Genomic DNA, 13,155 nt, shown 5'->3' with positions numbered 1-13,155 from the left:
GCAGGCGAGCAAGGCGATGCGACACTGGACCTGGTCCGGTGCGCCTGCGGGACCCCCGCGATGGGGACGATCGACGTTCCTCAAGGAAGCGGCACGCGACGCACCCCGTCAGGCGTCGGCAACGGACGTTCGACGTCCGGCGCCGTTGGCAGCGGGAGCGGCGGTGTGAGCACGTCGCCCGCGGCGGTCGTGGTGCTCGCCGGGGTTGGGATGGCGCCTTCGGCCGGGCGCGGGCGCGGCACGCCAGCCGGGGACGCGCGGCCCCGCACGACGCGGGCGCGGGACGGCGTTCCGGTCGCCATGCGCTGCCCCGGCGGAGACAGAAACTGGATGGCGTTGATCGTCTGCAGCCCTCCCGCGCAGGAGAACGACACGCGCACGATCGCCGCCTGCTCCTGGGCCACGAGGAGGCGGCCGGTCTCGAACAGCCACTTCGGGGCGTCGCGCTCGATGACGTACTCGTCAGAAGGGCAGGGGGAGGCGGGCGACGGTGCGAGGATCGCGATGGTGCGCTCGTCGTCCACCATCACCTGCGCAACCTCGGTGTCGACGAACACGCGACGGGCGTCGCGCGTCGTCGGCTCGGCGGATGCCGGCACCACAAGCGGTGTTGGGACCTCGCCTTGGGCAGCGAAGGGCACCGCAAGGACGACACCGACCATCAGGACCAGGGCAACGATCGCAGGGGCTTGGCTGATCGGCATCGCATCCTCCACTCATCGACGGGCCGGCGCGCCGGCAGCCGGCACGACGCGGCCGCCGCACTCACCGCCGTGCGAACCGAGAGGATCCGTACGCACCGGCGACCTCGCGAGGCCGGGCACGGCACCCTCTCGCTCCATCGGCGCGACTTCCTCCAGGAAGCGCCGGGCCGACGCCACGATCGCCCGTCGCCGCTCCTCCGGCATCCGCTCCAAGCTTTTGTAGATCATGCCGATACGGCGATTCTGCGACAATCGCTCGCGATGTTCGATCAGGAAGTTCCAGTAGAGGTAGTTGAACGGGCACGCCTCGTCGCCCGTCTTCGCCTTCACGTCGTAGGCGCAGTGTCTGCAGTAGTCACTCATGCGGTCGATGTACGCGCCGGAGGCGGCGTAGGGCTTGGAGGCGAACAGCCCGCCGTCGGCGAAGGTCGCCATGCCATGGACGTTGGGCAGCTCGACCCAGTCGTAGGCGTCGGCGTAGACGATGAGGTACCACTCCTCGATCTCGGCCGGGCGGATGCCGGCGAGCAGCGCGAAGTTGCCGGTCACCATGAGGCGCTGGATGTGATGGGCGTAGGCGTTGTCGCGCGTCGCCCTGATGGTCTCGGCCATGCAGCGCATGTCCGTCTCGCCGTCCCAGTAGAACTGCGGCAGCGGACGGCGTGCCGCCAGCGTGTTGGTCTCGCGATAGTCCGGCATCTTCAGCCAGTAGACCCCGCGGATGAACTCGCGCCAGCCGAGGATCTGGCGGATGAACCCCTCGACCGCGTTGAGCGGCGCGGCGCCGTCGCGCCAGGCCGCCTCGGCACGGGCGACGACCTCGCGCGGTCGCAGGAGGCCGCAGTTCATCAGCGGCGACAGGAGCGAGTGGAAGAGCTGCGGCTCGCCCACCGCCATCGCATCCTGGAAGTCGCCGAAGCGTGGCAGGCACGCGGCGAGGAACTCATCGAGGGCGGCGAGCGCGTCGGCGCGCGTCACCGGCCAGTTGAACGCGTCCAGCGTGCCGAAGTGGTCGCCGAACTCGGCCTCCACGAGGCCGATGACCTCACGCGTGATGGCGTCCGCCTCGTAGCGCGGGCGTCGTGGCATCACGACGTCCTTGGGCAGCGCCTTGCGGTTGTCGTGGTCGTAGTTCCAGCGCTCGCCGACGGGGTTGCCGTCCTCGTCCATCAGGGTGCCGGTGGAGCGGCGCATGTCGCGGTAGAACGTCTCCATGCGCAGCTCGCGGCGTCCCTCGGCGAAGCGCGCGAAGTCGGAGTGGTCGGCGAAGAAGCGATCGTCGTCGCGGATCTCCACCGGCACGCCGACGCGCGCTTCCCAACCGCGCATGTCGGCGAGGACGCGCCACTCGCCGGGCTCGGTGACGACGACGAGGTCCGGTCTATGCTCTCGCACCGCCGCCTCGAGCGCCTCGGCAAACGTCTCGTGGCGGCCGAGGCGGCGGTAGTCCACCAGGGCGCCGTCCGCCTCGATCTCGGCGAAGAAGTGCCGCATGGCGCTGAACAGGAACGCGATCTTCTGCTTGTGGTGGCGCACGTAGGTCGCCTCGGCCCGCACCTCCGCGCCGAGCACTACGTCGCCGGGCGCAAGGTCCTGGAGCGCAGCGACGCGGCGGTCGAGCTGATCGCCCAGCACGAAGCGCAGCGTCCTCACTCGGCGGTCCTGAGCCGCCCGCGTCCGCCGTCGACGCCGATCACCTGGCCGGAGATCCAGGCGCCCCTCGCGAGGAGCGCCGCGGCGATGGCGGCCATGTCCTGCCCCTCTCCGAGCCGCTTCAACGGGTGCATCCCAGCGATCGCCTGACGCATCTTCTGGGCGCCGCCGATCGCCTCGCCCATGCCGCCCAGCGTGAGGCTGGGCGCGATGGCGTTGACGCGCACCTTGGGCGCGAGCTCGGCTGCCAGGGTGCGTGTCAGCCCCTCCACCGCACCCTTCGCCATGGCGATGGCGGCATGGTTGGCAAAGCCCTGCGCGACCGCGACGGTGGAGAACAGGAGGACCGCGCCCTCGCCGGCGACGAGCAGCTCGCGCGCCGCACGCACCGCGCGCAGGGCGCCGAGCGCGTTCAGCGTGAAGTCGTGGGTTGCCTCCTCGTCGCTCACCCTGTGGAACGGCTTCAGGCGGATGTTGCCGACGGCGTAGACGAGGCCGGACAGCGCGCCGTTCGAGGCAGCGGACCTCGTGGCGCGCTCGAACAGGGCTGGGTCGGTGGCGTCTCCGTCGGTGAAGTCGCCGCCGAGCGTCCTTGCCGCGTCCTCGAGCTTGCGGGCGTCGCGGGCGACGAGGTGGACCGCATGGCCATCCGCCGCGAGCTTCTGCGCGATCGCGAAGCCGATCGCCCCGGTGCCGCCGTAGATGAGAAACATTCGTCCGCTCCGTTTGGCGGTCGTTATGGCCACCCCGTCGCGCCGTGTCAGCGCGACAGGATCGCGCCGGCGCTCATCGGGAAAGGATCGCCGCGATGCGCGCCCGCAGCTCGGGCAGGTGCTCGGCCTCGAACCACGGGTTACGCGCAAGCCATGCATTGTTGCGCCAGGACGGGTGCGGCAGCGCCATCACCGTGCGCGGCGCGGTGCGCTCCGCGATGGCGCGCCAGTCGGCGACGACCTCGGTCAGTGAGAGGCGCCGCGTCTCCGGCAGGTGATACGCGAGCGAGTGACGGCCGATGCACAGGAGGAGCTCGAGCTGCGGCAGCGCGGCGAACAGCGCGTCGTGCCAGCGCGCGACGCACTCGCGGCGCGGTGGCAGGTCGCCGCCGTGCCGGTCGTAACCTGGGAAGCAGAAGCCCATGGGGATGATGGCGACGTTCGCCGCGTCGTAGAACGCCGCCTCGTCGAGGCCCATCCAGCTCCGCAGCCTGACGCCCGACGGGTCGTAAAAGGGCCGGCCGGCGATGTGCGCGCGGTTGCCCGGCGCCTGGCTGCAGATCGCGATGCGGGCGGTGGCCGAGACCTGGAAGATCGGGCGAGGCGCGTGCGGCAGCGGTGCCCCGGCCGGCGCCTCGACGCAGGCTCGGCAGGCCCGCATCGCCGCGAGGAGCTCGCCGAGCGCCGGGTCCGCCATGTTGCCGCGGGCGGCGTGCCTCACGCGGGTCCGTCGACGCCCGCCTCGGCGAGCGTCGCCATTCCGGCGTGGCACGCGGCCGCGGCACGCACGATGCCGATGGCGAGGGCGGCGCCCGTCCCCTCGCCGAGCCGCATGGTGAGGTCGAGGAGCGGCACAGCGCCCAACGCCTCCAGCGCGCGAGCGTGCGCCGCCTCCGCGGAGCGGTGCGCGAACAGGCAGTGTCGCGTCGCATGGGGCGACAGGGCGTGGACGAGGGCGGCCGCCGCGGTCGCCACGAACCCATCGACGACGACGGGAACGTTCTGCGAGCGTGCGGCGAGGATCGCCCCCGTCATCGCTGCCACGTCGCGCCCACCGATGCGCTGCAGGAGCACCAGCGGATCGCGCTCGCCCTTCACGCGCGCGACGGCCGCCTCCACCGCGGCGACCTTGCGTGCCAGGGCGGCACCCTCGACGCCCGTGCCGGCGCCCACCCAGTCCGCCGGCGCGCCGCCGTAGAGCGCCGCGAACAGCGCCGCGGCCACGGTGGTGTTGCCGATCCCCATCTCCCCGAGGCCCACGCAGTCGACCCCGCCGGCGATCGCCTCGAGCCCGAAGGCCATGGTCGCGGCCGCCTCCCGCTCGCTCCCGAACGCGTCGGCCTCGGCGATGTCCGCGCTCGGCACGTCAACCGCGAGGTCGAAGGCGACGAGCCCGATGCCGTAGGCGCCGCAAAGCTGGTTGATCGCGGCCCGACCGTCGCGGAAGGCGGCGAGCATCTGCGCGTTGACGCTCGGAGGGTAGGCCGACACGCCGCGCGCGGCGACGCCGTGGCTCGCCGCGAACACCACGACGCGGGGGCGCTCGACGGTCGGTGGCGCGCGCCCGGTGACCGCGGCGAGCCACGCCGCGATCGCCTCGAGCCGACCGAGGGACCCCGGCGGCTTGGCGAGCGCCGCCTCGCGCGCGGCGGTGGCCGTCGCCGCGGCCGCGTGGTCCGGCCCCGGCGCGAGGGCGAGCGTGCGGAAGTCGTCGAACGGGCTCGTTGCGGCCTCCACCACGGCTCAGGGGATGAGGACGAGCCGGTCGCGACGGACCTCGTAGCCGTCCAGCCGGTTGAGGAAGCTCATCCCGAGCAGGCTCGCCTCGAGGTCGCCGGGGCGGGCGATGGCGGCGCGCACGTCCGCCATGGTGATGCCGCCCACCGACACCGTCGGAAGGCGCACGGGCGCCACGGTGGTCATCCCGCCCGCGGTCATCACCGGGACGCGGTAGTCGAGCTGCGACGGATCGAAGCCCGCCCGCTCCGCGTCCGCCGCAGCGAGCACCACAAGGCTCGCCCCCGTGTCGAACAGGAACGACACCGGGGCATTATCGACCGCGCCGTTCAGCACGAACTGTCCGTGGAAGGCGCGGCGCACGGTGACCGCGTCGCCGGTCGTCGGCACCACCATCCCCGGAACGAGGACGGACGCCACCTCGCGACCCACGGACGTGAGGTCGGCACGGTAGGCGTAGATCACGAGGAGAGCGGCAAACAGCGCCCCCCACGTCAAGAGATTCTTCAGCGCCTGACCGACGTTGAGCCGCCACGCGCCGAACCCTACGACGACGAAGACGGCAAGAAGGATGCCGAGCTTGACCGCGGCCGGCCCCGTGAGGTCGCGGTCGATCACCTCGAGGTCTTGCGCTGCGGCCGGCAGCGAGCCGAACGCGGCGACGACGAGCGCCGCGCCGACGAGGGTCGCGGACCGCCGGCCGGCCATAAGCATCGTGTCGGATCGCGCGTCCATCTCAGCGGCAGATAGTGACGATCACGAGGGTGGAAAGATCGCCTGCGACCACGGCGGCGCCGATCACGTCGCCGGTGTGACCGCCGACCTTCGCCTCGGCAAGGCTCGACATCCCCTTGGCCGTCAGCGCGGCGCCGGCCGCGGCCGCGACGAACCCGAGCGGCGACACCCACACCGTCAGCGCCGCGCCGACGAGGAGCGCGAGGATCACCGCGGTGCGGAACGTTGCAGGCGTGGGCCGACCCATTGCCACGGCGAGCCCGTCCGGCCGGGCGCTGGGCAGCCGGACCCAGGGGTAGAGCGCCGCGGTGCGGCCCGCGACCGCACCGACGACGAGGAGCGCCATGGCGTCGGCGGTGCCATCCCCTAGGGCATGCTCGAGGAGCGCCGCCTTCAGCCCCAGCGCGAGGACGAGCGCGACGACGCCATAGGTGCCGATCCGGCTGTCCCGCATGATCGCGAGCCGACGCTCCGCCGTCGCTCCGCCCCAGAACCCGTCCACGCAGTCGGCGAGGCCGTCCTCGTGCAGCGCGCCGGTCACGACGACGAGCGCGCCGACGCCGACGAACGCGGCTGCGAGCGAGGGGAAGCCCGCGGCGTGCGCCAGGGCCATAGCGAGCGCCGCCGGCGTCGCGAGGAGGAGCGCGGCCACGGGCACGCTCCATGCGGTCTGTGCGAGCGGCGGCGGGTCGCGGACGGTCAACGGCAGGCGGGAGTAGAATGCGAGCGTCGTGGCGACGTCGCGCGCCCAGCGGCGCGGCGCCATCAGGCAGCGACCGATCGCGCCTCGAGGTCCGGTCCGCTGCGCTCCCGGGCGATCTCCAACGCGTCGAGGGCGCCCGAAAGGACGTCGGCGCCGGCACCAGCGCGATGTCCGTCCTCGGAGAGCGTGCGGCGGTACGCCCGCGCGCCGGGCTCGCCATGGAACAGCCCGAGCATCGGCTTCACGACCGGCGCGAGCCGCCCCCTGTCCTCCAGGACGGCCCGAGCGTAGTCGACCATCGAGCGGGCGACGGCCAGCCTGTGCGCCCCGCTGGCCAAGCCGTGCCGGCCGCCGAGTTCTGCGAGGAGCCCCGGCCGCTGGTAGGCCGCGCGACCGATCATCACCCCATCCATCGTGGCGAGCGCCGCCCGGACGGCACCCTCGTCGCCGATGCCGCCGTTCAGCCCGACGAACGTGGACGGCAACCGTGCGCAGAGCCGCACGACACGGTCGTGGTCGAGCGGCGGGACGGTCCGGTTCTGCGCGGGCGACAGCCCCTGCAGCCAGGCCTTGCGAGCGTGCACCCAGATCGCCGAGGCACCAGCAGCCACCGCGGCGTCGGCGACCGCGTCGAGCGCCGGTTCCACGTCCTGCTCGTCGACGCCGAGGCGGCACTTGAGGCTCACCGGCAGACCGCCCTCGGCCATCGCGGCGAGGCACTCGCCGACGAGCGCGGGCTCGCGCATGAGGCACGCGCCGAAGCGGCCGCCCTGCACGCGGTCCGAGGGGCAGCCGCAGTTGAGGTTGACCTCGTCGTAGCCCCACTCGGCGGCGATCTGCGCGGCCTCGGCCAGCTCGCCCGGATCGGAGCCGCCGAGCTGGAGGACGAGCGGACGCTCCTCCTCGGAATGCCCCAGGAGGCGGTCACGGTCGCCGAACAGCACCGCCTTAGCGGTGACCATCTCGGTGAACAGGACGAGCGAGGGGTTCAGCCGGCGGTGCAGCACGCGGCAATGCCGGTCCGTCCAGTCCATCATCGGAGCGACGGCGATCGTGCCGCCGCCGTCCTGCGGTCCTGTGTCCATCGGCCGGATGTGCCAAGCGCAGGCGTCCGCCGCAAGGGACGGGGCGACGGCGCGCCAGCTGGAGCGCCCGTCCGCGCACCCCCACATAGCCGTAAGCATCGCCATCCCGCCGACACTTCAAACAGGTGACCCGTCCATGCCCTCCTGGTTCCGCTCCAAGCCCGTCGTCCCTGTGGTCCGCCTGACGGGCATCATCGGCCAGGGGACCGCGCTCCGGCCGGGGCTGTCCCTCGCGGGCGTCGAGGGCGCCCTCGACAAGGCTTTCCGCATCAAGGCACCAGCCGTGGCGCTCGTCGTCAACTCGCCGGGCGGATCGCCGGTCCAGTCCTCGCTCATCGCAACGCGGGTGCGGGCGCTGGCGGCGAAGAACGGCCGCACCGTCGTCGCCTTCGTCGAGGACGTCGCGGCCTCGGGCGGCTACTGGCTCGCCGCCGCCGCCGACGAGATCGTCGCCGACGCCAACTCCATCGTCGGTTCCATCGGCGTCGTGACCGCGACGTTCGGCTTCCCCGAGCTCCTCGACAAGCTCGGCGTCGAGCGCCGCGTCTATACGGTGGGGGAGAACAAGGCGATCCTCGACCCGTTCCGCCCCGAGCGCGAGGCGGACGTCGCCATCCTGCGCTCCGTCCAGGCGGACGTGCACGACGCGTTCGTGGCGGCCGTGCGCGAGCGGCGCGGCGGCCGGCTCGGCGACGATCCGGACCTCTTCACCGGGCGCTTCTGGTCGGCCCGGTCGGGGCTCGCGATTGGCCTCGTCGACCGGATCGGCGAGATTCGCAGCGTCGTCAAGGAACGCTACGGAGAGAGGGTGCAGCTGCGCAACATCCCCACCGCTCGACCGTCGTTCTGGCGGGCGCGGCTCGGGATCGGTCTGGACCCCCAGGGTGCGCTCAGCGCCGACGGCCTCATCGGAGCGGCGCGCAGCCACCTCATGTGGGAGCGCTACGGCCTCTAGCAGCATCCTGGCTCTTCCCAGACCGCGCTCTTTGGCCGTCCTTCATGCGGACGTCGCCGCGCGCGTGGGCCCATGCCAACGCCTCCACCCCATCGGCAGGGCGGACACGAGCCAGGCAGCCCGTTCCTGGCACCTCCAACACCGCGCGCCCCCCCTCGGCCCTTGCCGACCAAACACCCTGGCTCAGGCCGAGCAGCGTTCTTGGAAACGACATCTAGCGCGACCGGGCGCGGGCCATCGTTCGCTTCTGCCGTGATGCAACCCTCGGGACATCCACGCGCGGTAGGGTCGGTCCATCGTCGAAGTCGGGTGTGCCGCGCTTGGTGCCTCGACGGGACGCGCTGCCGCGCATCCCCGGCCGCCATGTCGCCGCGCCCGAACCGACATGAACACGCCCGAGCTGCCGCGCCATGGCTGGCCGGCCCGGCCGAGGTCCGCACCGCCGCCCTTGCGGCTCGCTCCTGCGGACCTGCGACGTCGCGGGTGCCGTCTGAGGAGGAACGTCACACACGCTAGGTCGACCGGCGAGGAGATCCCCTCGCGGTACGCGAGGGTCACTCGATGGAAATCAAGCAGCTCCGTTACTTCAAGCGCGTCGCCGATGCGGGGAGCGTCTCGCGCGCCGCCGCGGCGCTGTCGGTGGCGCAGCCGGCGGTCAGCCGCCAGATCGCCAACCTCGAGGAATCGCTCGGGACGCCGCTGTTCTTCCGCAACGGACGCGGCGTCAAGCTCACCGATGCGGGACAACAGCTCTACGCCCACGCCAACGAGATCCTCGAATCGATCCGCCAGGCCGAGCAGGACGTGCGAGACACCGTGGGTGTGGCGCGCGGTACCATCCTCATCGGGTCGATGCCCACGGTGATCCGCTACCTCGCCCCGCCGCTCCTCCGACGCGTGGCGAAGACCCACCCCGAGCTCGAGCTCGAGTTCACCGAGGGTTTGTCCGGCTACGTCAACGAGTGGCTGTCGAACGGCCTGCTCGACGTCGCGATCCTGCACGACGCCACACGCACCCAGCACTTCCTCACCGAACCGCTGCTGCGTGAGGAGCTCGTCCTCGTCACCGCGGGCAGGGACGGTGCCGCCGAGCGCCCGGTCAGCCTGGCGCAGGCCGCCGAGCACCGCCTCGTCATGCCGCGCCGCAACCACGGGCTACGGCTGATGGTGGAGCGCGCCGCGGCGAACGCGCGGGTCTCCCTGGCGGTGACGGCCGAGGTCGATTCGCTTTCGGCGCTGAAGGCGATGGCGCGTGAGGACGGCGTCGCCACGATCCTGCCACGCGGCTCGGTGGCGCCGGGCGACGACCTAACCGTGCGTCCGCTCATCGACCCGCCGCTCGCTCGCACGCTCATCCTCGCGACGTCGTCCCAGCGGCCGGTCTCGCAGACGACGCGCGCTGTGATCCACGAGTTGAAGGCGCTGGTGCGCAAGCTCGCCGACGAGGAGGCTTGGCCGGGTGCGGAGCGGTACAGCGAGCGTTCGTCGCTGCTGGCGCCGGCAAGCGCCCTCGTCGCCGGCGCCGATCCTACCGTTCCCTCTCCCTCGCGGGCCGCCTGACAAGCAGCGCGGGTGGCGCTGCCTCGCTCGCAGGGTTGATCGGCCCTGCGAGCCGCCGTAAGCCTCCGCCCACCGGCGGAGTTCGCGCGTTTGATCCACCTTCACGTCTCGTCGTGGCAGTCGGTTGGCACGGTGCGGATCGGCGTCCCGCACGATGTCGCTGGAAGGCTGCCCCGGTCCCATCCGAGCTGCTCCGCCTCGGCGCGATCGGGCCGCTGGGCGGCGAGCGCGCGCCTCCTACGCTCCCGCCAACCAGGCCTGCACCGACCCCGCTCGTACGCTCCGGGATCACGGCGTCCCGCCCCGTGCCGCAGCGCAAGGTGTGGCCGCTGACGTGCTTCAGTCGCGGACCATCGTCGGCCTGCGTCGGCTTGCGAGCCACCCGCGCTCGATCGCGTGGCACCTCGCCTGGTTCGCCCGGCGCAAGTCCTACATGGCCGTGCGCGCCGACATCCTGCGCCACTTCGACGACGACTACTACCTTACGACCTATCCTGAGCTGCGGCCGATGGTGTTCGGCCCCGTCCGACACTACATCCTGCGCGGCTGGAAGGAGGGGCGCGACCCCTGCGAGCTGTTCTCCACCCGCGACTACATCGATATGTACGGCGATGTTGCGGACGCCAAGGTCAACCCGTTTCAGCACTACATCGTGCACGGACGCAACGAGGGCCGCACGGCGACGATCTCGCGGGCCCGACGCGCCGCGCAGGAACGTCCGGATGACGCCCTCGTCGTGCCGGAGACGCCGCCGCTCGAGGCTTGGCTCGGGCTGACGAAGCGGGTCGTCGACCCGCTCACCGCACCGGCGGTCAACGTGGTCGTGCCTGTCTACAAGAGCCTGCCCCACGTCGCTGCCACGCTGTGGTCCGTGCTGTCGGCGCGGTGCGACACCCCGTTCGAGTGCCTCGTCGTCGACGACGACTCGCCCGAGCCCGCCGTCAGCGCGTTCCTTCAGACGCTGTCCGAGGCCGGGCTCCTCCGCCTTGTCGTCAACGAGCGCAACATCGGCTTCGTCCGCTCCGTGAACCTTGGGATGGCGGCCAACACCCACCGCGATGTGGTGCTGCTCAACGCCGACACGACGGTGCACGACGGCTGGCTCGACCGGCTCTTCGCTCCCATGCGCGACGACCCGTCCATCGCCACCGTGACGCCTTTGTCCAACAACGCCACCATCGCGAGCTACCCCAACACGGCGGTGGACAACGCTTACGAGCTCGAGGTCCCATCGGCGACGCTCGACCGCCTGGCGGCCGAGGCGAACGGCGGCACGGTCGTCGACGTGCCCACCGGGATCGGCTTCTGCATGGCGATCCGCCGCACCGCGCTGGACGAGCTCGGCGACTTCGACGCCGACACGTTCGGCCTCGGCTACGGCGAGGAGTGCGACTTCTGCATGCGCGCCACCAAGGCCGGATGGCGCAACGTCATCGCGAGCGGGGTCTACGTCCGGCATTACGGCTCGGCCTCCTTCGGCGCGACGCAGAGCCGCCGCTCGGAGCGTGCCCAGGAGCTCTTGGCGAGGAAGCATCCCGAGTACGCAGGGCGCGTGGCGCGCCACCGCACGGCCGACCCGCTGCTCGCCTCGCGCATCCTCCTCGACGTCGCACGGCTCAGGGAGGCGGTCGGCCCGGTCTCCGTCGTGTTCTTCACCCACACCCGCGGCGGTGGCATCGACACCTATCTGCGCAACTCGCAGATCGCCCTCGTCGCCGAGGGGCTGAAGGACGTCGCCGACCGCGCGATCGTCATTCAGACCCAGGTGGAGGGCTTCGTGCGCATCGCCCCGTTCGGCGAGCGGGCGCTGCCCTACCTGCCGAACCTCGAGGCGCTCAACATCGAGCGGCACAACAGCCTGCTCGACCGCATCTTCGCGATCCTCGATCCCGAGCTCATCCACATGAACTCGTTTGCCGGGCTGTCGACCTCGTCCATCGAGCAGCTCATGGATGCGCTGCGCCGCTCCGGCCGTCCCTACTGGCACGTGTGGCACGATCACCAGCCGCTGTGCCCGCGGCTCACCTTCCTCGACGCGGAGGAGCGCTACTGCGGTGAGACGGACGCTGCGCGCTGCGTGCCGTGCCTTGCCTCCACCAAGGCGAACTTCGAGTGGGTGCGCATCGACGAGTGGCGTCAGCGCTTCCGCACCTACCTCGCGGGCGCGGAGGTGGTGAGCGCACCGTCCGAGGCCGCTGCGCTGCGCGCGCGCCGCCTGGTCGACGTGGCGAAGGTGAAGGTCCACCCGCACACCGAGCCGGACGTCGAGGACATCCTGCCCCTCTCCGCCCGTCGCACCGCTCGCGCCAAGCGGCGCATCCTCGTCCTGGGCGCCATCGGACCGCACAAGGGGGCCTACCTGCTGCAGGCGATGCTGCGCGACATCGCAGAGCGCGACCTGCCACTGCACTTCGACGTCGTCGGCTACACCGCGCTGCGCGAGATCGAGGCCTCGCGCAACGTCACCGCGCACGGGCGCTACGCCGGCGATGCGGATGCCGTGCGGCGCATCCGCGCCATCGCACCGGACCTTGCGCTGTTCGCCTCGATCTGGCCCGAGACGTACGTCTTTACCGTGTCCGTCGCGATGGCCCTGGAGCTCCCGTCGGTCGCCTTTGACCTCGGCGCCCAGGGCGAGAGGCTGCGCACCTACGAGCGCGGCACCGTGCTCGACCCGCGCCTCATGGAGGACCCTGTCGGCCTCAACGACGCGCTCCTCGCCCTCGACCTCGACGCCCTTTGGGCAAGGCCAGTGGCGCCGCGCGCCGCCAACCGCAGCGCCCTCGTCGAGCGCTTCAGGTCGCGCTCGGCATCGCCGCCTCGGGAGGGTTTGGCGCGGGGTCGGCCTCGAACAGCGGTGGCGGCCGACCGAGGAAGCGCCGCGCGATCAGCCCGTCCGACGGCTCGACCATCCGACGAAGATCAGCCAGCTCCTGCGGGGTCAACAGCGTGACGAGCGGCCCCTCGGCGCGGTGATCGCGCATGATGCGTTGACGTTCTGCCGCCTTCTGTGGGGCCGGCCGGTCGGACCGGTTGACGGCGAGCAGCGCCTCGAGGCCCGCCCGCGTCGGTGACGGGTTGACCCGCGAGGGCGGCATCGCGGTGTCGACGTCGAGCTTCGCGGCGCGGCAGAACGCGGCGAACACGTTGTCCTTCACGTCCTCGTAGCGCAGGACGTGGGCCTCTCCGCCAAGCAGGTAGACCCAACGGTTGATCACGCGGAAGTAGTTGAGCCCGCTCGCAGGCCGCCGCAGCGTGCGCTCGAACCAGGTCGAGAAGTCCCGCTCCTCGCCCGACTTCACCGCCTGTA

General features: G+C 71.9%; 11 protein-coding genes. 3 read left to right on the top strand and 8 right to left on the bottom strand.

The features are described from left to right. Window positions 1-80 precede the first annotated feature (80 nt). The 8 genes from ACOOE8_RS18320 to dusA all read right to left on the bottom strand — a co-directional run bounded on the left by ACOOE8_RS18320 (window position 81) and on the right by dusA (window position 7,330). On the bottom strand, window positions 81-704 hold the full coding sequence (locus ACOOE8_RS18320; RefSeq protein WP_420392829.1) for a hypothetical protein: 624 nt from the start codon (window positions 702-704) through the stop codon (window positions 81-83). A 12-nt stretch (window positions 705-716) separates the two neighbouring features. Further along, window positions 717-2,357 carry a cryptochrome/photolyase family protein gene (locus tag ACOOE8_RS18315; RefSeq protein ID WP_420392828.1) on the bottom strand — a complete coding sequence of 547 codons (1,641 nt, stop codon included), beginning with the start codon at window positions 2,355-2,357 and terminating at the stop codon, window positions 717-719. Then, a complete protein-coding gene (locus tag ACOOE8_RS18310; protein ID WP_420392827.1) occupies window positions 2,354-3,070 on the bottom strand; it encodes an SDR family NAD(P)-dependent oxidoreductase in 717 nt (238 codons plus the stop codon). Before ACOOE8_RS18310 ends, ACOOE8_RS18315 begins: the two co-directional genes overlap by 4 nt. Window positions 3,071-3,143: 73 nt before the next feature. Next, window positions 3,144-3,791 carry a uracil-DNA glycosylase family protein gene (locus tag ACOOE8_RS18305; RefSeq protein ID WP_420392826.1) on the bottom strand — a complete coding sequence of 216 codons (648 nt, stop codon included), beginning with the start codon at window positions 3,789-3,791 and terminating at the stop codon, window positions 3,144-3,146. Continuing rightward, complete coding sequence (gene cobT, locus ACOOE8_RS18300) at window positions 3,788-4,810, bottom strand: nicotinate-nucleotide--dimethylbenzimidazole phosphoribosyltransferase (RefSeq protein WP_420392825.1); 1,023 nt, start codon at window positions 4,808-4,810, stop codon at window positions 3,788-3,790. The genes ACOOE8_RS18305 and cobT overlap by 4 nt, the downstream gene beginning before the upstream one ends. A 3-nt stretch (window positions 4,811-4,813) precedes the next feature. Beyond that, window positions 4,814-5,542, bottom strand: coding sequence for a retropepsin-like aspartic protease family protein (locus ACOOE8_RS18295; protein ID WP_420392824.1), 729 nt, complete (start codon window positions 5,540-5,542; stop codon window positions 4,814-4,816). 1 nt (window position 5,543) lies between these two features. Continuing rightward, window positions 5,544-6,308 (bottom strand): adenosylcobinamide-GDP ribazoletransferase, encoded by a 765-nt coding sequence (locus ACOOE8_RS18290; RefSeq protein WP_420392823.1) that lies wholly within the window; start codon window positions 6,306-6,308, stop codon window positions 5,544-5,546. Further along, complete coding sequence (gene dusA, locus ACOOE8_RS18285) at window positions 6,308-7,330, bottom strand: tRNA dihydrouridine(20/20a) synthase DusA (RefSeq protein WP_420392822.1); 1,023 nt, start codon at window positions 7,328-7,330, stop codon at window positions 6,308-6,310. The genes ACOOE8_RS18290 and dusA overlap by 1 nt, the downstream gene beginning before the upstream one ends. A 136-nt stretch (window positions 7,331-7,466) precedes the next feature. Between dusA and ACOOE8_RS18280 the strand changes: the two genes are divergently transcribed. The 3 genes from ACOOE8_RS18280 (at window position 7,467) to ACOOE8_RS18270 (ending at window position 12,798) form a co-directional block, all read left to right on the top strand. Beyond that, window positions 7,467-8,285 carry a S49 family peptidase gene (locus ACOOE8_RS18280; RefSeq protein WP_420392821.1) on the top strand — a complete coding sequence of 273 codons (819 nt, stop codon included), beginning with the start codon at window positions 7,467-7,469 and terminating at the stop codon, window positions 8,283-8,285. 561 nt (window positions 8,286-8,846) lie between these two features. Next, complete coding sequence (locus ACOOE8_RS18275; protein WP_420392820.1) at window positions 8,847-9,845, top strand: LysR family transcriptional regulator; 999 nt, start codon at window positions 8,847-8,849, stop codon at window positions 9,843-9,845. 334 nt (window positions 9,846-10,179) lie between these two features. Next, window positions 10,180-12,798, top strand: coding sequence for a glycosyltransferase (locus tag ACOOE8_RS18270; protein WP_420392819.1), 2,619 nt, complete (start codon window positions 10,180-10,182; stop codon window positions 12,796-12,798). The last annotated feature ends 357 nt before the right edge of the window (window positions 12,799-13,155 follow it).

The sequence above is a fragment of the Acuticoccus sp. genome (assembly GCF_965213555.1).
In the GTDB taxonomy this organism is placed as follows: domain Bacteria; phylum Pseudomonadota; class Alphaproteobacteria; order Rhizobiales; family Amorphaceae; genus Acuticoccus.
The sequence above is the reverse complement of the archived record's forward strand: the minus strand, read 5'-3'. Positions and strand labels throughout refer to the sequence as shown.

Bases quoted from the DNA above. Each gene is read 5' to 3' on its own strand.
- ACOOE8_RS18320 (WP_420392829.1), bottom strand. From the start codon at position 704: ATGCCGATCAGCCAAGCCCCTGCGATCGTTGCCCTGGTCCTGATGGTC.
- ACOOE8_RS18310 (WP_420392827.1), bottom strand. From the start codon at position 3,070: ATGTTTCTCATCTACGGCGGCACCGGGGCGATCGGCTTCGCGATCGCG.
- ACOOE8_RS18295 (WP_420392824.1), bottom strand. From the start codon at position 5,542: ATGGACGCGCGATCCGACACGATGCTTATGGCCGGCCGGCGGTCCGCG.
- ACOOE8_RS18290 (WP_420392823.1), bottom strand. From the start codon at position 6,308: ATGGCGCCGCGCCGCTGGGCGCGCGACGTCGCCACGACGCTCGCATTC.
- dusA (WP_420392822.1), bottom strand. From the start codon at position 7,330: ATGGACACAGGACCGCAGGACGGCGGCGGCACGATCGCCGTCGCTCCG.
- ACOOE8_RS18280 (WP_420392821.1), top strand. From the start codon at position 7,467: ATGCCCTCCTGGTTCCGCTCCAAGCCCGTCGTCCCTGTGGTCCGCCTG.
- ACOOE8_RS18275 (WP_420392820.1), top strand. From the start codon at position 8,847: ATGGAAATCAAGCAGCTCCGTTACTTCAAGCGCGTCGCCGATGCGGGG.